Source organism: Nocardia gipuzkoensis, assembly GCF_021183645.1.
GTDB lineage: Bacteria > Actinomycetota > Actinomycetes > Mycobacteriales > Mycobacteriaceae > Nocardia > Nocardia abscessus.
In genome coordinates this window covers 4,668,080-4,686,641 of record NZ_CP089225.1, presented here as the reverse complement: position 1 = coordinate 4,686,641, position 18,562 = coordinate 4,668,080, and the positions used below count along the sequence as shown (strand labels likewise).

General features: G+C 61.3%; 16 protein-coding genes, 2 pseudogenes and 1 other annotated feature. Of the genes and pseudogenes, 7 read left to right on the top strand and 11 right to left on the bottom strand.

The annotated features are described in order from the left end of the window. The first annotated feature begins 15 nt into the window (after nt 1–15). Nucleotides 16–399 (top strand): hypothetical protein, encoded by a 384-nt coding sequence (locus LTT66_RS21235; RefSeq protein ID WP_127516259.1) that lies wholly within the window; start codon nt 16–18, stop codon nt 397–399. A 29-nt stretch (nt 400–428) separates the two neighbouring features. Here LTT66_RS21235 and LTT66_RS21230 read toward each other — a convergent pair. The 4 genes and pseudogenes from LTT66_RS21230 to LTT66_RS21215 form a co-directional block, all read right to left on the bottom strand. After that, a pseudogene (locus LTT66_RS21230) lies at nt 429–1,675 on the bottom strand (IS3 family transposase). Next, nucleotides 1,263–1,394: a sequence feature (AL1L pseudoknot), on the bottom strand. It overlaps the preceding pseudogene by 132 nt. Before the next feature lie 167 nt (nt 1,676–1,842). Continuing rightward, a complete protein-coding gene (locus LTT66_RS21225) occupies nt 1,843–2,883 on the bottom strand; it encodes a BtrH N-terminal domain-containing protein (protein ID WP_043737843.1) in 1,041 nt (346 codons plus the stop codon). Continuing rightward, nucleotides 2,877–4,055 carry a cytochrome P450 gene (locus LTT66_RS21220; RefSeq protein WP_178128353.1) on the bottom strand — a complete coding sequence of 393 codons (1,179 nt, stop codon included), beginning with the start codon at nt 4,053–4,055 and terminating at the stop codon, nt 2,877–2,879. The genes LTT66_RS21225 and LTT66_RS21220 overlap by 7 nt, the downstream gene beginning before the upstream one ends. Nucleotides 4,056–4,093: 38 nt before the next feature. After that, the gene (locus LTT66_RS21215; RefSeq protein WP_051047376.1) at nt 4,094–4,624 is read right to left on the bottom strand and encodes a PaaI family thioesterase; all 531 of its coding nucleotides are present in this window, start codon (nt 4,622–4,624) and stop codon (nt 4,094–4,096) included. 220 nt (nt 4,625–4,844) lie between these two features. Here LTT66_RS21215 and LTT66_RS21210 point away from each other — a divergent pair, with 220 nt between their 5' ends. Next, nucleotides 4,845–5,501, top strand: a complete 657-nt coding sequence (locus LTT66_RS21210; protein ID WP_171048474.1) for a TetR/AcrR family transcriptional regulator — start codon at nt 4,845–4,847, stop codon at nt 5,499–5,501. 476 nt (nt 5,502–5,977) lie between these two features. Here the strand turns inward: LTT66_RS21210 and LTT66_RS21205 are convergent, their stop codons facing one another. The 5 genes from LTT66_RS21205 to LTT66_RS21185 all read right to left on the bottom strand — a co-directional run bounded on the left by LTT66_RS21205 (nt 5,978) and on the right by LTT66_RS21185 (nt 11,541). Then, nucleotides 5,978–6,721, bottom strand: a complete 744-nt coding sequence (locus tag LTT66_RS21205; RefSeq protein ID WP_051047375.1) for a TetR/AcrR family transcriptional regulator — start codon at nt 6,719–6,721, stop codon at nt 5,978–5,980. A 106-nt stretch (nt 6,722–6,827) separates the two neighbouring features. Continuing rightward, a complete protein-coding gene (locus LTT66_RS21200; protein WP_014349817.1) occupies nt 6,828–7,859 on the bottom strand; it encodes a ferredoxin--NADP reductase in 1,032 nt (343 codons plus the stop codon). Between the two features lie 45 nt (nt 7,860–7,904). Continuing rightward, on the bottom strand, nt 7,905–8,762 hold the full coding sequence (locus LTT66_RS21195) for an SDR family NAD(P)-dependent oxidoreductase (RefSeq protein WP_014349816.1): 858 nt from the start codon (nt 8,760–8,762) through the stop codon (nt 7,905–7,907). After that, a complete protein-coding gene (locus tag LTT66_RS21190; RefSeq protein ID WP_233069348.1) occupies nt 8,759–10,240 on the bottom strand; it encodes a flavin-containing monooxygenase in 1,482 nt (493 codons plus the stop codon). Before LTT66_RS21190 ends, LTT66_RS21195 begins: the two co-directional genes overlap by 4 nt. A gap of 314 nt (nt 10,241–10,554) precedes the next feature. Beyond that, on the bottom strand, nt 10,555–11,541 hold the full coding sequence (locus LTT66_RS21185) for an AurF N-oxygenase family protein (protein ID WP_014349814.1): 987 nt from the start codon (nt 11,539–11,541) through the stop codon (nt 10,555–10,557). A gap of 256 nt (nt 11,542–11,797) precedes the next feature. Between LTT66_RS21185 and LTT66_RS21180 the strand changes: the two genes are divergently transcribed. The 5 genes and pseudogenes from LTT66_RS21180 to LTT66_RS21160 all read left to right on the top strand — a co-directional run bounded on the left by LTT66_RS21180 (nt 11,798) and on the right by LTT66_RS21160 (nt 16,483). After that, a complete protein-coding gene (locus LTT66_RS21180; RefSeq protein WP_014349813.1) occupies nt 11,798–12,133 on the top strand; it encodes a DUF4873 domain-containing protein in 336 nt (111 codons plus the stop codon). A gap of 54 nt (nt 12,134–12,187) precedes the next feature. Then, a complete protein-coding gene (locus LTT66_RS21175; RefSeq protein ID WP_051047379.1) occupies nt 12,188–13,825 on the top strand; it encodes an MFS transporter in 1,638 nt (545 codons plus the stop codon). A gap of 182 nt (nt 13,826–14,007) precedes the next feature. Further along, nucleotides 14,008–15,167, top strand: a pseudogene (locus tag LTT66_RS21170) (integrase core domain-containing protein). Nucleotides 15,168–15,176: 9 nt separating this feature from the next. Beyond that, on the top strand, nt 15,177–16,322 hold the full coding sequence (locus LTT66_RS21165) for an IS701 family transposase (protein WP_233060314.1): 1,146 nt from the start codon (nt 15,177–15,179) through the stop codon (nt 16,320–16,322). Further along, nucleotides 16,319–16,483 (top strand): hypothetical protein, encoded by a 165-nt coding sequence (locus LTT66_RS21160; RefSeq protein WP_233060312.1) that lies wholly within the window; start codon nt 16,319–16,321, stop codon nt 16,481–16,483. The genes LTT66_RS21165 and LTT66_RS21160 overlap by 4 nt, the downstream gene beginning before the upstream one ends. 476 nt (nt 16,484–16,959) lie before the next feature. Here LTT66_RS21160 and LTT66_RS21155 read toward each other — a convergent pair whose 3' ends face one another. Further along, complete coding sequence (locus tag LTT66_RS21155) at nt 16,960–17,793, bottom strand: alpha/beta fold hydrolase (RefSeq protein ID WP_084538232.1); 834 nt, start codon at nt 17,791–17,793, stop codon at nt 16,960–16,962. A gap of 105 nt (nt 17,794–17,898) precedes the next feature. After that, on the bottom strand, nt 17,899–18,534 hold the full coding sequence (locus tag LTT66_RS21150; protein ID WP_228815885.1) for a hypothetical protein: 636 nt from the start codon (nt 18,532–18,534) through the stop codon (nt 17,899–17,901). Between the last annotated feature and the right edge of the window lie 28 nt (nt 18,535–18,562).

Here is an 18,562-nt window from a genome sequence, read left to right as displayed (position 1 = left end):
CAAGGTCTGTTCCTGATGCGCACCAAGAAGAAGTTTCTTATCGCGGCTGCGGCCGCCATCACAGTTGCGGCACTCGCCGGCAGTAACGTCGGATGCGCTGAAACGGCGGACGGTGCTGCCCGCAAGATCACCGGCACACTGCCCGACGGATCCACCTATCTGTTCGAGGTGCCGGCCAACTGGAACGGCACCGTGCTGCTCTTCTCCCATGGCTACAACCCCGGACCGTCGAACCCCGCCCAGAACGCCAACTCGGCCGAGGTGAGCAGCATACTGCTCGCTGACGGGTATGCCCTCGCCGGTGGGTCCTACCCCGGCCTCGGGTGGCAGACGCCCAACGCGCTGGGCGACCAGATCGCCACGTTCGACGAATTCGCCGCGCAGGTCGCGTCGCCTTGAACCGTCCTGGATGCGGTGGAGACCCTAGTTCAGGCCACCTCGGCCGAGATGGTCTGTTGATGGTAGAGGTGTTCGTATTCGACCGGTGGCCGGTATCCGATCGCGGAATGTAGCCGTTGGGTGTTGTACCAGTGCACCCATGATGCGGTTTCCCGTTCGAGCTCGGCCCGCCCCGAGAACGTGGTGTGCCGGTCGATCAACTCGGTTTTGTAGAGCCCGATCGCCGATTCCATGAGCGCGTTATCGAGCGCATCTCCCACGCTGCCTATGGATCCGGCGATTCCCGAATCCCGTAATGCCTCGGTGAAGGCCAGCGACGTATATTGCGACCCCGCATCGGAATGATGTATCAATCCTGTTGCGGTGAAACGGAAAGCGGTTCTACGGCGGGTGAACAACGCCTGTTCGAGCACCGAGATAACCAACGGTGTCGTCTTCGACGACATAACCCGCCAGCCCAAGATCCGTCGCGAATACACGTCCACGCAGAACGCGGTGTAACAGAACCCGGCCAGAGTCCAGCAGTAGGTGAAATCGGCAACCCGCCATTGATCTGGACGCATCGGCGTCGACCAGGCGCGCCCGATCAGGTCCGGATGCCGCGGCGTCGACGCGGGCCCGGGTTCGGTGGTTCTCGTGGTCCGTCACCCGCGCACAACCCCGTCTATCCCGGTCAGCCGCATCAGCCGCGCTACCTGGTCGCGGCCGATATTGTGACCGGCGCGGCGGGCGGTGTGCCAGAGTTTGCGCACCCCGTACAGGCCCCGATTCGCGCTCCACAGGTCGAACGACACGTTCGCGGTGTGAGCATCGGCCCAGGTGGCGTCGCTGATACCGCACTGTTTGGCGGCATAGTAGGTGGACGGGGCGATCTTGAGCCCGTGCTCGGTCAGCACGCGGCAGATCGGGTCAACCCCGAAGCAACCCTTGTGGTCGTCGATGTAGTCGACGATCACCGCAGTCGGCGGTCGACCTCCGCCGCCGCGAAAAACGCACTCGCTGTCCGCAAAAGCTCGTTCGCCCTGCGCAATTCGACTACTTCACGCCGCAGAGCCCTCAACTCCGCATACTCCGATTCCGCCGCGGCCGCCGGCCCGGTCTCGCCCTGCTCGGCGCGGGTGACCCAGTTCCGCAGAGTCGCCGGGTTGATATCCAGCAGCGCACCGACATGCCGGCGCGCACCGGCCATCGAGTCACCGTGCTCGCGGATCCGATCCTGATACATCCTCACCGCCCGAGCGCGGGTTTCCTCGTCGAACTTCCGTGGTGCCGCCATGGCTGACAGTCTCCCTTGCTAAATCAGGAGTCTCCAGCCAGTCCAGGACGGTTCACGTCGTCGGCCCGGTCCCGGGCCACCGCCTGGGGCTACCCCATCCCCCACAGGCGCACTTCACCACCGGTCTCGAAGCCGTAGCGGATGTACCTGTCTGCAGACAAGCTGGTTCAGAGTGAGTTGGCGGCGGCGGCGAGAAGATCTGCCAAGGTTTCCTCCAACTCTGGCAGCACGGCGGCATGCCGGGCTACCTGAACCGAGCGTCGCGATGGGGTTTCATCGGAGACGGCGATTTGGGCGAGCCTCGTCCAAGACTGTGCGGCCAGCCGTGCTGCGCGTGCGGCCGCGTGAACCTTCGGATTGCGCGTGTAATCGGCGAGATCGACGCACCCTTGAGCGATGAGGCGTCGAAACAGACCGCCTCCGGTACCCGCTTTTTCGATGAAGGCAGCGAGTGACCTGAGCACAGCCTCGAGGTCTTCGTCTCCGAAGATGTCGGGCCAACTGGAGACGTCTTCAGCGAAGCGGCGAACGCCGTCGAGCCCGGTGCCGGAGACACCGTTCGAGGCCGGCGCGGCAATCGAACTGGGGCCCCCATGTTTCAGGGTTGCCGCCGATTGTTCGAGCGCTGCGGCAGCCATGGACGGGAGGTCAGGCACGTCGGACGGCCAATCGACTATGTACGTGGCGTGGCGTGTGGGTGTCGGGAACCCCGTGGAGGCTCGTGCCCGTGCCAATGCGTCATACGACACCGTCTGGATCTCATCGCGGTCGTTGTCGACGATATACGCGTCGCGAGCCTCGTCATCATAGCCGACGATAACGATGTCGTGGCGGCTCATGCGCAGTCGTACCCGCAGGTATGGGAGTTCAGCGATGTCGGCCCAGACCATGACGGGCCGTCCGGAGTCCAGTTCGGTCCTCACCCATTTCCAACCGAGGTCGGGATCCTCGGTCTGACGTAGTTCGGTCTTCGCACCGAGGCGCCTCAACAGGTCGACCTCCAAATCCCCACCACGCCCCACCAGGTATATCGGAGGATTGATCGCATCGGCGCGCAGGTAAGCGAAATCGAGTGCGCCGCCGAGTGTGAACACGAGTCCTTCGCTCAGCTCGCCGTCCCAGCCAAGCCCGGCCCAGGACATAAGATCGCGCAACGCACCCGAACCACAATGGCCGCCCTTCAGGTGCGGGTAAGGCTGGATCAGCATCCGGTGACCACCTTCAGACTCGACAGCCCGCGAAAGGACAACCCCGTACGCCAGCGAGGTTGTTCGACGAGCCTAAGACCGGGAAAACGCGCCGTGAGGAGTGGGAACAGTACGGCTCCTTCGAGCCGCGCCAACGGCGCGCCAAGACAAAAGTGAATGCCGGCACCGAACGATAGCGGCGGGGTCCCGGTTCGGGTGATATCGAGGCTATCGGGGTCGCAGAATCGGTCCGGGTCTCGGTTGGCCGCCCCGAGCAAGGTCAATACAACCTGGCCAGGATCCAGGTCGACTCCTGCCACCCGTGTTGGCTCGAGCACCGTGCGCCCATTGGTCTGGACCGGCGAGTCGTAACGCAACAATTCTTCGACGGCGTTGCTCGCCAGATCGGGCCTGGCCCGCAATAGGTCCATTTGGCTGGGATGGGCGAGCAGTGCAGCAACGCCGTTACCGATGAGGTTTGTGGTGGTTTCGAACCCTGCCGCGAACAACAGTATCGCGGTGCCAACGCATTCGTCGTCGTCCAAGACGTCGTCGCCATGCGCCACGGCGAGACGGCTGAGCAGGTCGTCGTCCGGGTGGGCGCGTTTGGCCGCCAGGAGGTCTGTGAAGTACGTTGCGAGTTGGTCTTCCGCTTCACACGCGGCAGTCAGCGCCGCGGCGTCCGCGCTGGGCTCGAGCGAGGCGACCAGGGCGCGTACCAGAGGAGCGGCCACGGCTCGATCGGTCACTGGCACTCCAAGAAGATCGCCTATTACATTCACGGGCAGCGGGAGGGCGAGATCGCTGATGATATCGGCGGAACCCTGGTCCTCGATGACATCGATCAGATCACGGATCTGCGTGACAACGCGGCCGCGCAACTCGTCGATGTGCCGAGGGGTGAAAACGTCAGCGACCAGCCGACGCAGCCGGTGGTGGTCAGGCGGGTTGCGGAACAGCATGGTGCGCCGGAATCGATGCATAGCCTGACGTTGCAACTCTTCGGGAATCTCCGACAAGCCGAATCCCAGCGACTCGTCGGCCTTGCCGAGGCTACGGTTACGGAGCGCAGCTGCGCAGTCGTCGTAGCGACTCAGTACCAGGACCCCCGATCGCGTGACAAGCACGGGCTGAGTCTCGCGCAAGCGTCGGAACGCCTCGTAGGGGCCGGCTGAGCCGTGATCGGTCAGCAAGACGTCGAGGAGTAGTTCCCTCTCAGTTGGTCCAGCAGTCACGCCTGCCTCCGAGCCTTCGCCCGCGACTGCAGGAAGTGTTCGGCCTCGACCACGATGAACACGGCGGTTGCCGTAGTGACCGAGCGCCCTTCTAGATCCTCCATCCTGGCCGCGAGATTCAACTTACGGCTATGCCGCGACCGTACCTCGGCGTGCAGCGTGTAGGGGGTATCGAGCAGTACCGGGGCGAGATAATCCATGTCGAGATTCCGGGTCACGGCGAGTTCGCCGACCGTGTACAGCAAGAAGCCGAACAGGTCGTCGATGACGGTCGCCACCGCGCCACCGTGCGCGATCCCCGGCGCTCCGACATGACGCTGGTCGAAAAGATGGTGAGCAACGACGCCGCCCCCGCAACGCCGCACCGATAGGGAATGTCCGTGAGGGTTGGCCGGCCCACAACCAAGACAGTCGGGATGGTGCGGCGGCAACTCTGGCGATCCGGATTCCAGGAGCCGGAACGAGCGCACCCAGTCCTCCACGCCTGGGTCAGACAACCTACTGACCGCATCCGAAGCCTTGTCCATGGCCAGACCTCTCTGTCGACTAACGCGCGCCCAACATCAGACTCGAGCAGGACCGCGATACAACTACATTGGAGACAATCAGAACCATTTTGTCAACAATTGATCAGATCTCCGCTACTTGTCGCGCATAGCTCGCGATCAAGCAACGCGCGGACATGACGAAGTGTCCGGGAGTTTGTCCACTCATGAACAAAACCCACGTTCTGTTACCATCCGAGGGGTGGTGGAAGAATCGGTGAGGCTGTCGTTCAGGCGACACCTCCGCGAGGCAGCAATCCGCGCCGCCCGCGCCCTGACGGTCGAGAAGGGCTGGGAACGTGTACGATTCGGCGAGGTAGCCGGTCTGATCGGAGTATCACGCGCCACGCTGTATCGAGAGTTCGGCGACAAGCAAGGGCTTGGAGATGCACTCGTTCTGCACGAAGCGGAGCAATTCCTGACCGGGATCGAGGATTTGCTTGCTTCCAACCGCAGCGCGTTGCCTGAATCGATCCGAGCGATAGTTCGCTACACGCTCGACGAGGCTGCAACCAGCCCCTTACTCAAAGCCGTCCTGACTACACCCGGTAGCGGCCCGCGCGATGAAACCGGCGTCCTCCCCCTGTTGACAACCTCTGCCTCCATGCTTCAACTCGCGTCCGAGCGACTGGTCACCGCGTTCCTCCACCACTACCCCACCATCGACGCCAATGACGTGGCCGACGCAGTCGATGCGCTCATTCGATTGACGATCAGCCATCTCGTACTACCGGCCAGCGACAGCGCCGAAACGGCACGCCGGATCTCCGAGATTGCCCTACGTTATCTCGGGGTGGGCTCTGCGGGTCTCAGACCAGATGCCTCAGCTGCATGCCACAACGCGGTACCGAGCCATTGAAGCAGCGGTACCCTCGTTTCCCTTGATTCCACAGCAGCTGGTTCAACGACAAGTAGGCGGCGACGCTCTCGAAACGTAGCTCGGACTCGGCCGGAGGAACGTCGAGCGCGAAGTGGTCGCCAGCGGTTGCGGGCGGTCTGAACCAAGTTCGCGTCGGATCCATCGATTCGGGTCCGCAGGTTCGCACGAAAGCAATCCCGAAACTATCAAATGACACATGAGCTGTCATGCACAAGCCGGGCAAGCCCAACCAGCTGCTGCGTTGGGTAGAGCAGCACCGACGACGCTGACGCACCGAGCAATCGATGCGGACCAGGCCGATCGGCGGTCGTCCCGCCCACCGGCGATGGCGCGACAACGGCATTGCTCACGGGTCTTTTGCCCCGCGGGGATGCAATCCGGCAGTGTCACCGCGCTATGGCAGATAAGCTCATCCCGCGTCGTCTTCGACCGGCGTTTGGCTCGAATTCGCTCATCTAAGCCTCGATCAGTCCAATATTCTCAATCCGCAAAGTCGAATCCGGGTCTATCCGGATTCCACGAGCTCGCGCCGAGGAATCGATAATCCCCCAAATGATTGCGCTGAGATGCTCGACGAAAGCCTTTCTCGGCATAGCCGAGGTCGGATCGGATTGCGAGTTTATCCACCAATCCGTCGCGGAGAGGCTCGCCCCTACGATCGACTGCACCACCAAGTCTATGCCCGACGTGTCAGCCCCAGCGGTTTCCAAAACCGTGACGAAATGATCCGCAATGAAACCTGCCAGTTCACGTGCGTTCTCAAGAGCTGGATCCGATCCCGATGAATTGTCGCTAAAATGACTACGAACGAGAAACTGGAAGACGTTCTTGTGCTCGTCGACCAGCTGCGCGTATTGCTCGACGAGCTGATTCATCACATTTCGAATCGGATCGGATCCGAAATCAACGGTAGCAAGCACATTCGACCACATGAGTTCCTTCGCACGTTCGATAACAGCTGCACGAAGGCCCAGTTTGTCCTTGAAGTGGCGATACAGCTTGGGTTTTGTCGCACCCGCCTCCCGAGCGATGTCGTCCATGCTCGCGTCCGGACCGTACTTGCCGAAGGCACGGTACGCTGCGTCGACCAGTTCTGCTCGAACCAGGACCCGGTGCTCTTCCCATCGGCTCGAGCGTGCGTCAATTCGCCGAACCACCGAGCTACCGACCTCCCGAATCCGCTTTTGTGCGCCCGCCATCTGGCCGAGTATACGCTATCGGACAAGTGACCGATATCGCGGGCGGCGATTGCGCGCTGGATCGGGCGAGCATGAACGCCGTTACGGGGCCTACGCGAACGCATGGTCAGTCGAATGTCACAGTCACCGAATTGGTGGCGGGTACCGACTGGCATGCCAGTCGATCACCTTCCTCGATATCATCATCATCGAGTACCTCGTTTACTCTCATCTCTATATCGCCGTCGATAACCTTGCACACACATGCACCGCATCCGCCTTCCCGGCAGGAATACGGAGGCGAGTACCCCTCGTTCAACAAGACCTCGACGAGGGTCAAATCTTTCGGCCATTCCAGCTCGGCGCGATCACCATCGAGATATACTACTAGACGGGCTTGTTCGTTCGTCATTGATTCCTTGACGTAGTTCTCCACGTCGAAGGGATCGGAGTGCAGAGATTGGAATACTTCTCGGTGTAGGTTCCGGTGCTGCACGCCGGCTTCGCGCGCCGCGTCTACCACCAAATCCATGAACGCCGCCGGCCCACACAAGAAATACATCCGATTTCGGTACTCACGGCAGATTTCAAGGATTGCGCTTCGGTCCGGTAGCCCACGCTCGCTCTCCAGCCACTCGATGAGAGTCAGTCGCTCGGGAAACTGCTTGGCGAGGTAACGGAGGTCTTCACCGAAGATGACGCTCTCGGCATGCTGGTTGGCATAGAAGAGAACGAGATGGCCGCCGCCTTCGAGCAGAGCCGACTTGACGATGGATAACACCGGGGTGATTCCGCTACCAGCTGCGAACAGAACCATGTCCGCATCCAGGTCTTTCGGTGTGAAGTGCCCGGTGGGCGGCAGAACGGTTACCTCAGCTCCAACCTTGATGTTGTCGCACAGCCAGTTAGATCCGTACCCGCCCTCCGTGCGTTTCACTGTGACAGCTAGCGAGTCGTCTGCATGCGGGGAACTCGAGAGCGAATAGCATCTGGCCACATATTCCCCGTCACCGGCTCCGGGAATACGCAACGTAAGAAACTGCCCGGGGTCGTAGGCAAATACGCCCAATTGCTGCTCGGGCACCTCGAACCAAATGGACACCGCATCCGCTGTTTCCTGCACTACACGGGAGACCGTGAGTTCACATGGCATGCTCATCTTCCAGGATATTCCTTCTCTATTATTCCGGCCCGTGGCCCAGATTCAACTGTCGCGCTTGACAAGGCCGTAACGACGGCCGATCGCATAGCCGACACGGGCCAGCGGAGCGTTCAGGTCCTGATACCTCGGCCCCACCGCGCGGGCGACGAAATCGAAACCCAGGGCATCGGGTCCGATAAGGACTCGAGGTTTGTTCCGTCGCACGCCCTTCAGGATCGTTTCGGCGGCGCTTTCCGGAGTGGTGAGCGCTATACGATCGAAACCGGCGACAATCTTCTCCTGATCACCCATCGCGCCGACACCTCGAGCTCCGCGCACAATATTTGTGCGAACACCACCCGGATGCACGCATGTTACGCCCACCGGTAGCCGGTTAATTCGCATCTCCTGGCGCAACGCCTCGGTAAAGCCTCGGACGGCGAATTTGGAAGCATTATATGCGCTCTGACTGGGAATGGCCATCAGTCCGAAGACACTCGACACGTTGACAACATGGCCGTCGCCCGAGTCGATCAGATCCGGAAGAAATAGTTTCGTGCCGTTCACGACTCCCCAGAAATTGATCGACATCAACCATTCGAAGTCGATCCATTGCATATCCAGTATGTCGGCGCCGAGTGCGACCCCGGCATTGTTGATTACCATACTGACCGAACCGAAGTCGCTGAGGACCTGACGACGATATTCCGTGAATGCGCTACGATCGGCCACATCGAGCTGATAGTGCTGGCATTCGACACCCAGCGCGGTACACATGGAGGCGGTTTCGCGGGCCCGTTCGCCGTCGATGTCGGCAATGGCCAGCCGCGCGCCCTCGCCGGCGAGTCGAATTGCAACTGCACGGCCGATTCCTGAACCTGCCCCGGTTACCGAGACGACTCGGTCGCTGAACTCTCTCATCTCGGCAAGCTACCCTTCTTGATCGAATTCGGAAGGAGGTCGCCGCTTCGATCACCTGTCGACTCGCCGACCAACGCGAAATCAGAGTCCGCGACATTGCGGGTACGCCGCCAATACTGCCAGGTGAAACCTGGCCAGACCGTCCGATTGACACCCTGTGCATCGAGGTACCAACTAGTGCACCCCCCGCTGCTCCAGACCCCGTTCACCAATTTCCGCTGGATGTCCGAGTTGAATTCCCGCTGAACGGGTTCACGCACCTCGAGCGCAGCTGCGCCGCGTTGCTTCGCGAGCCGAATCGCGCCGATGATGTACCTGATCTGGCATTCGATCATGAATACCACCGAGTTGTGACCAAGCCCGGTGTTGGGGCCGAGCAGGAAGAACAAGTTCGGGAAACCTGCGGTGGTGATGCCGAGATGGGTTTGAATCCCTTCGTCCGACCATACGGAGGAGAGTTCACGACCGGACGCACCCTTGAGCCGGAGGTGGTCGAACCCGTCGGTTACGTGGAAACCGGTGGCATAGATGATCACGTCGACCGGACGCTTGTCACCGGACTGGGATATGATGGCGTCCTCGGTGATCTCGGCGATCCCGTCGGTGATGACGGATGTAGTGGGCCGATTCAGCGCTGGGTAGTAGTCACTGGAACCGAGGATTCTTTTGCACCCGATGCGATACGTGGGGGTGAGCTTCTTGCGCAGCGCGGGATCATCAATTCCCCGCGCTATGTTCCACTTGGCGACACTCTCGAGCGGACGCATGAAATTGATATGTCCGTTCAGTCCTATCGACAGTGACTCCGCTGACCAGTAGATGGCAGTCCGGAGGGCTTTGGCGAGGATCGGCGCCCTCGTGAGCAGGGCTTGGATCACCTTCGGGACCTTGACGTTCCTACGGGGCAGTACCCACGCCGGCGTCCGCTGGTATAGATGCAGTTCATCGGCTACCTTGGCAATTTCCGGAACGAATTGGATTGCGCTCGCACCGGTCCCGATAACAGCGACCTTCTTGCCATCCAATGTGCAGTCATGATCCCACTGCGCCGAGTGAAATGCTGCACCAGCGAACTTCTTCTGCCCCTTGATCTGGGGGATATTCGGTATATGGAGTGCGCCTACGCCTGAAACCAGGAATCGGGCGACGTACTCGTTGCCGTCGGAGGTCGCAACATGCCACGCGGAATCACTAGGATCCCAGTATCCGGATTGCAAGGCCCGCCCGAAATGCGTGCGGCTATAGAGATCGTACTTGCGTGCGAGACTCAGGAGATACTGCTGAATTTCATCCTGTCCTGCCCACAAGTGACTCCAATCCGGCTTGGGCTCGAAAGAGTACGAGTACATGTGAGAAGGGACATCGCAGGCACAGCCCGGATATGTATTGTCGCGCCAGGTTCCGCCGATTTCGGAATCCTTCTCGATTATCAAGAAGTCATTCATTCCCGATTTCAGCAGTTGAATCGCCATTCCCATGCCGGAGAATCCGCTCCCGACTATGAGGACCTCTGTTGTGTGCACCCTCTCGCTCGCTGCACGACCTCCCGAACCATTGGTCTTTCCCGTGTATTTGGCAGAACGGTTATTACTCATCGATTTCCTCTGAACGTTGGCTCACGTGCGGTACAGGTGGCCACAATTTTCGATAGCTACTCAGCTACTGCGGATATGTCGGACCGGGGGCGGGACCGAGGAGTTCGCGGGATTCGACGAGTGCCCGCCGCAACATATCACGGCGCGACTTGCGCTTAGCAATATGCGTGGTGCTGTTCACGCCGGTCCGAGTCTGTTCACCGCCGGGCGATATCGTCGGGGAGGCTCCTCGTCAGGCGCCAAAGGAACATGGTGAAGCGACCTTCCATCATTCCTGCCTCATCGAAGAATCGGATCATCGGCTCGGACATGAACTGCAGGTTCTCCCGGTAGTGCGGGCCGAATTGGCAAGCGAGGAACCCCCGCAGAGGATGCACGCCGACAGCACGGTACAGCTTGGGATTGATCAAGATCGGGTAGGACAGGTTCGCGACAACTGCGAGGACGCCGCGGTGCCATGCCCGCGAGATCCGGCCTCGCGACCGCATACCCTCGACAAGCTCGGAGCGCGCGAACGTGATGTGGCGGGCCTCCTCGAGCACGTGAATTTTCATCAACTGCCGGACCTGCGGTTGTAGGCGTTCGTCGTTCATCGCTTCACGCTGTGCCCGATCGAGAATCTCCTCGATCAGCAAGGTCGCGCCCTGGATCGAGGGCCCGAGCGGGACGAAATGCAGGATCTTCGCCAGCGACAGAAACCCCGGCGGAAGCTTGTAGGGCGGGATCCCCGTTTTGGCGATCAGACGCGCGAACATTGTGGAATGGCGGCTCTCGTCGCCAACCTCGGCAAGTGCGTATAGGGCCTTGTTGTCGACGAGATCACCCGTCGTGTTCAGCCGTAGCAACGCCATACTCAGCAAATTCTCGGCGTAGATCCCGAAGCTGAGGATGCTCACCAACTCATGTTTGCCCAGGTCGATCTTCTGTTCCTCGGAAAGCCGGTTCCACAGACCGGTGCCGTAGAGGGACAGGCGATGCTCGGGGAACCACGCCTTATCCGGCAGCCACGGACTATCCCAGTCGATGTCGACTTCGGCGTCGTAGAACTTCTCTACGGAAGTCTTGAGCAGTCGTCCGGCCGATCGTTGCAGGTCAATGGGTCGCCGACCGCTCACGCGCGCCATACCGTCGGTGGTTACGGCAATCTGCCCGTTGGTCTCGGCCCTGACGTCACTGGTCGTCATCTGTCGCTCCTTTGAGACTCGATCGATGACTCTGCATCGATACATCCTGTCCGGATCAACGTCCGGTGGCAGTAACCCGGTATCCGCTCAAGAGTGCAATACGGGCAGTAGCGGATACTTGGGGTATGAGGTAACTTTGACCCCGGCGGCGCGGCTTGTCAAGGGCCGGCCCCGATCCCGACGCCGGGCTACTTGGCCCCAGTGCCGGGCGATCCGATCGCTGGCGTCGACTATCGACCAAACGGAGGAGTTCACAGTGAAGTCTCAGAGTCCGCACGATGCCTCTGACTACATCGGGCCGGCCACAGTGGTGATCGCAACCGACGACGTCGAGGTGCAAGTCGAACTGCGCGGCTATTTCCAACCCATCGACGGCCGCTTCAGCTGGTACGGGCGCATCCGCCAGAACGACGAACTCGACAATCTGTTAGGGGGACGCCGACGTTCCGTGCTGATCCGGACCAGTACGGGCGAGGCGCCGGCGACCATCGGCGATCGTGACTTCTGGGGCCGCTATCGAGTTCAGGGCAGAGGACGACCGCCCTATCACGTGCCGACGACGCTGGAGGAAGTAGAAGCTACGCAAAGCTGAGCCGTAGGACCTACGCGAATGCCGACGACGCCCCGAAGGGACCAGGATACCGACATGATCAGCTTTGGAGACCGGCTTCGCGACCGCAACTCCGCGGCTTGGACGCTGGCCATAACCTGTGCCGCAGTAGCATTGGTTGTTGCGGCCATGGCAGCGCTGTACACCGCTCTGCCTGCCCTTGCGCTCGACATCGGCGCAGATCAAAATGCTCTCACTTGGATCGTCGACGGATACACGCTGGTCCTCGCCTGCTTGGTTTTGCCCGCTGGCGCGATCGGCGATCGGTATGGGCGCCGACGCGTTCTAATCGTCGGCCTGGCGGTCTTCGCGGCCGCTTCAGTTGTGCCTGTATTTCTCGATACTCCTGCGGCACTCATTGCCTCCCGGGCCTTGGCGGGCGCAGGAGCAGCTTTCGTCATGCCGGCGACCCTCTCGCTTCTGACAAGCAACCTCCCAGTGGAGAAGCGGTCGTACGCGGTCGGAGTCTGGGCCGGGATCGCCGGCTCGGGTGGCGTGATCGGCATGGTGGGATCCGGTCTGCTTCTTACCCAGTGGTCGTGGCATTCGATCTTCGTCGGTCTGACCGTCGTCGCACTACTACTGCTGGTTCTGGCCTTCACCGTGCCCGATTCACAGGACGCCGAACTCCCGCCGTTCGATCTTCTCGGCATGTTCTGGGTCGTGCTCGCCATCGGCACGTCGGTGTTCGCGGTCATCGAGGGTCCGTCGCGCGGCTGGACGGATGTCCGGGTTCTTGTCGCAGGTGCGGCGGGAGTAATCGGCACCGTGGCATTTATCCTCACCGAGGTGCGTGCCGAGCACCCGCTACTGGACGTGAGCCTGTTCCGCCGCCGGGGCTTCTCAAGCGGCGCGCTATCGATAACCATCCAGTTTCTCGTGACTTTCGGTGTGATGTACCTACTGGTACAGCACTTCCAGCTCATCCTCGGGTTCGATGCCCTCGGCTCGGCGCTGGCGCTGGCGCCGATGGTCGTTCCGCTCATCGTGATGTCACTCGTGTCGCCGGCAATCGCTGCATGGGCGGGATTGCGGGTGACGACAGCGACCGGTCTTCTGACCATCGCCGTCGGCTTACTCGCCATCCTTCGCCTCGACACCGGTTCGTCGTACTTCGACGTTCTCTGGCCCCTGTTGATCATGAGCGCCGGGCTGGGCTTGTCGGCCGCCCCCGCGACCAACGCGATCATGCTCGACACACCGTTGGAGAAGCACGGGGTATCCGCTGCGGTCAACGACGCGACTCGCGAAGTCGGCGCGGCCATCGGCATTGCCGTCTCCGGTAGCATTTTGTCCGCGAGCTATACCTCGAGGATCAACGAGGTGCTGGACCGCCTTCCCGAGCCCGCGCGCGCTCCGGTCCGCAGTTCCCTGGCCGGTGCCCTTGAAGTCGCTGAGCGTGCCGGTAATGTAGGAAGACCTCTCGCCGACTATGCGAAGGATGCCTTTTGGAGTGGGGTGGAACATTCGGCGCTCGCGCTGGCAGCGATCACCATAGCCGGGGTTCTGATCCTCGTCCCACTTTCCCCTCCACGAAAAGCCGCCGAAAGCGGTATCCGACGGCGCCGCCGACGTCACCTCCCCTGGCCTACACACGCCGCTCGAACCAGTCGATCGGATGCCCACGCCAATGACCGATCGATGGCATCAGTGCGGCGAACACTCGATCCATAGTCAGTTGCGTTGTCCCCAATGCATCGCATAGCGACCCGTAGGTCGAATGGGCAGTGTCTGATCATCGAGGATAGGTAGGTTCAAGTGGTGCGCGCTTTGCGAATTCGTCTGACCTGACCCGATGAGATTTGGTCCGGCGGCTGTGAGAGCATTGCCGCCCACGTAGTGGGCAGGAACGCTCGATGACTATGGCGACACGAAAAGGGCACACACCTCCACAGGCCGTGCGCAAGCTGAGCAAGGCCGTCCACCTGCTGGGCGAGAATAAGGAAGTCGCCGTCACTGCAGATCACCATGGCCACCTACTAACGGTGGCGCAACCAGTTCGGCGGGCTGAAGGCCGGCGACGGCAAACGGTTGAAGGGCCCCGAACGCGAACACTCCACTCTGAAAAGTCTTCTCGGCGAGGCGAAGCTAGAGAAAGCTGCATTGAACGAGATCGCCAAGGGAACCTTCTAGACCCGGAACGCCGGCGGGCGGCCGTGGCGCACCTGGTGCGGGTGCTCGGGGTCCGCGAAAGGTTCGCCTGCCGGTTACCGGCGAACATCGAAGTATACAACGGCGCGTTCGAACCACCGACACCAATGCACATCCCGATGCGGCTTTGCGTGAATGGCTGCGTGCCTGGACGAAACCCATCCACGGCAAGGATTCCGCCGCGCCTACCACGGCGCCCGCAGCGAGTGCTGGACAGTCAATCACAAGAAAATCCAACGCCTCTGGCGCGACGAGGGATTACGAGGGCCGCTGCGGCGCCGAAACGCCTGGAAACCACCACCACCACGGAGGCAAAGGCACCCAACCGTGTATGGGCAGTGGACTTCCGATTCGATGCCAGCGACGACGCACGCCCGGTCAAGATCGTCTCCATCGTCGATGAAACACACCCGCGAATGCTTGGGCCGGCTGGTGGAACGATCGATCACCGCCGACGGACTCATCAACGAATCGCTGTCGATCGCAGCTACCCCGCCGCCCTGCGCTGCGGCAACAGACCAATTTCGCGTGCCAGGCGACTGGGCGGCGGAACGGGTCTGCTCAGCGTTCGTCACACTAGCCGACCCTGCCGCAACGGCTACATTGAATGGTTCAGCCGCCGCCGACGCGACGAATGCCCCAACATCAACAGCTTCTGGTCGTTGACCCAAGCCCGCGTCGTGATCAGCGACTGGAAGGAAGAATACAATCACCGCCGAAGAGATTCCGGCCTGGGCTGCAACGCCCCAGCCGGATACGCTACAACCCTGCATCCCCTACAACCGGTTCTCACACGCGGCGGACCGACTACCGGGTCCCGTCACCGCTTAGTACTGCAACGGCGTTTGGCGGTCGGTGCTGGTAGATCTGTTGTGTGGTGTTGGATCGTGTTGTGGCCGAGTTGGATTCGTTGATGTCGCGGATTGCGGGGCGGTTCGGGCGTGTGGAGCCGCGGACGCGTGCTCGGGAGTACGTGTCGGGGTTGGTCACGGGTCTGGAGCGGAAGAACGGGTGGACACTGGCCGAGCATGCCGGCGCGGTGTGCCCGGACGGGATCCAGCGGATGCTGCGCAAGGCCGAGTGGGACATCGACGGGGTTCGTGACGACGTGCGCGCCTATGTGGTGGAACAGCTCGGTGACCCCGAGGCGGTGTTGATCTGCGATGAAACCGGATTCCTGAAGAAGGGCACCCGCTCGGCGGGGGTTCAACGGCAGTACTCCGGCACTGCCGGGCGCACCGAGAACTGTCAGATCGGCACGTTCCTGGCGTATGCCTCGACGCGGGGCCACGCGCTGATCGACCGCGAGTTGTATATCCCGGCGTCGTGGATCGAGGACCGACAGCGCTGCCGCAAGGCGGGGATTCCCGACACGGTGGAGTTCGCGACCAAGCCCCGTCACGCCATCGCCATGCTCGAGCGTGCCTTGGCCGCGGGGGTGCCGTTCTCGTGGTTCACCGCCGACGAGGCCTACGGGCAGGCCCGATACCTGCGCGAATGGCTCGAGGACCACGATGTGTCCTATGTGATGGCCACCCGCTGCGACGAGGCGATGACCACCCGCGCAGATCGCGTCGAACGTGCCGACGCCCTGGTCGCCGAACTGCCCGCGAGCCGGTGGCAGCGGCTGTCGGTCGGTGCCGGTGCGCACGGGCCCCGCGAATACCACTGGGCATACCGCCAGATCGAGGGCACCTGGAAACGCGGGCGTGGGCACTGGCTGCTGGCGCGCCGCTCACTCACCCCCAACAGTAAAGGCGAACTCGAGATCGCCTACTACCTCTGTTACGGCCCGGCCCGCTCTCGACTGGTGGACCTGGCATGGGTCGCCGGGACCCGTTGGCACGTGGAAGAAGCGTTTCAGCAGGCCAAAGGCGAAGCCGGGCTCGACCATTACCAGGTCCGCAGCTGGCGGGCCTGGTATGCACACATAACCTTGTCGATGCTCGCTCTGGCCTGGCTCGCTGCTTCCAAAGCCGTTGCCACAAAAGGGGACTCACCGTCCACGATCCGGGCATGATCGCTCTCACACTACCCGAGATCCGCCGTCTGCTCGCACGGCTGGTCCTGCGCGAGGACCACCCCGCCGACCACATCTGGGCCTGGTCGACCTGGCGGCGGCGACGTCAACACCAAGCCCGCCTCAGCCACTACCGCCGCCGCGGCCACCCCCTCAACTGAAACGCCGTTGCAGTATTAGGATACTCCGACCCGGTCGGCGCAGAACTGGTTGCAGGGCAACCGAAATCATCTCCCGACCGTTGTCCAACCTAAAACCGGGGCGGCGGACCGATGATGGTGACCAGCATGTTCTGTAGCTCGGTACCTGCCGCCGGGCACAACCTTGAACAACAGCTTCGCCGAGACGTTCGACAACAAGGTTGCGAACCCGCGCGCCGGGCCGCAACCGCTGAAACAGCCAGCTGGAACCCGCATTGAAATCGGTGGCTTCAAAGCCGACCACAACTAGCGGCACCGGCAGCCGACGCTGGACTATACGACATCGGCCCCAGCGCGCTGCGGCTGCACCCACTACCCTGACAGTCATCATCCGGCTGTTGAGAAAGGGCGTTCCGCGGTTCCCGGACCGATATCAAGCTCTGATAGCGAACTATTCGCCTATCGTTACCCTCAGCGTATGACGAATGTTAATGCCGCTATGCGACGGTTGCTTCGCGTATGCGCGCTTCCCGAGTCAATCCGAGGAGATGGACGGCCACCTCACCGCTGCGTTCGTAGGGCAGGTAGTGCCCAGCCTTTTCGAAGATGACCAAATGACTCCCTGGAATACGATGCCGAAGCGCACGCGAGTGATGAACGGGGGTCAGGCGGTCACGAGACCCGACCAGCACGACGACGGGACAGCTGAATCTGCCCAGCACGCCGTAACGTTTGTGAGAGAGTATCGAACGGGTCAGCTCCGCGACATTGCGAGAATTGCTCTTCGCGAGCTGCAGCACAGCACGGTTCATATCGTGCCGACGAGGACGCGCTCCGAATAGGATGCCTCGTGTCGACTGCCGCATCAGGAAAAGCGGCCGGGAAGGAATCCTGATATAGGGTAGCGCCTCCAGACCCAGCATTATCAGCCTTCGCCAGAATTTGCTGCGCATCATATTTCCCAGAATATCGCCCGCCCCTGTCGACACCAACGCGACGCCGAGGATTCTCGGTCCGAGCACCTCACTGTGACGTTCAGCCAAGGCCATGAGAGTCATCCCTCCCATCGAATGACCACCCAATACGACCGGACCCGTAGGCACAGTTTCCGAAAGAATAGTCGCAAGATCATCCGCAAGAATCTCGAGGCTGGCCGGAGCCGACTCCGAATCCCCGTGTCCCCGATGGTCGTAGGTGACGACGCGAATAGTCGGGTCCGCAGCGATCACAAGCTGAGCAACGTCCTCCCAACTCTCGTGCGACAACGCGAGTCCATGGGTCAAGACCATAGTCACTCGCGGGGTCTGCGAGCCCCATTCGGTGATCTGCAATGTCGGACCGTCGTCCCGTGTGAGAGCGAGTCGGCGGCAGGGAACACCCGCGCTGGAAATCGAAGTCATTATTCCAAGCTCCTCAACGTCGAAAAACCCCGGTGACTATTTGGCCGGGAGTGCCGAGTCGACACCACCGACATCTGTTACCTTCCAATCCAGATTCTTGTCAACTGTTACGGTATAGGTAACAGTCGTTTGCGCACCCTCCGGTATCTGCGCACTCTTCGATGTCACATTCAGGAACACGTTGACGACGTAGACACCCGATCGTTCGGAGCGCACTGTCGCCGCGATGGGAACTCCACTAGAACTCCACTTCAGTGGCAGCACAATTTCTTTCAGCTGCGGAGCAGTGGCATCGAACTTGTTTGCAAGAACGGGCGAGACGTTGGACTTCAAACCACGAACCCACTGGTCGAAATTCTGATAGTCGATATTCGAGGCTCCGACTGCATACTCAGACGCTACTTCTTCGGCGCGCTTCTCCGAGGCTACGACAGCGTCCCGATCTTTCAACTCGCTCCTAGCCGAGAGCCACAACGGAATCGAAACGGCCACCGCGACAACAAGGAGGGCTACTGCGGTTCCCAAGGCCAGAGAACGCAGGCTTATCGAGAACGACCTCTCCGACCCGCGTGCGCTCGAGCCACCCTTGACCGACGTCCGAGGCACACCCGCGTCAACCGGCTTTTCTTCCGCAGCTTCGCGGTCAGTATCATGAGAATCTTCTGTGGGCATAATCAGCTCCGGTGTCTCTCGTTCTTTC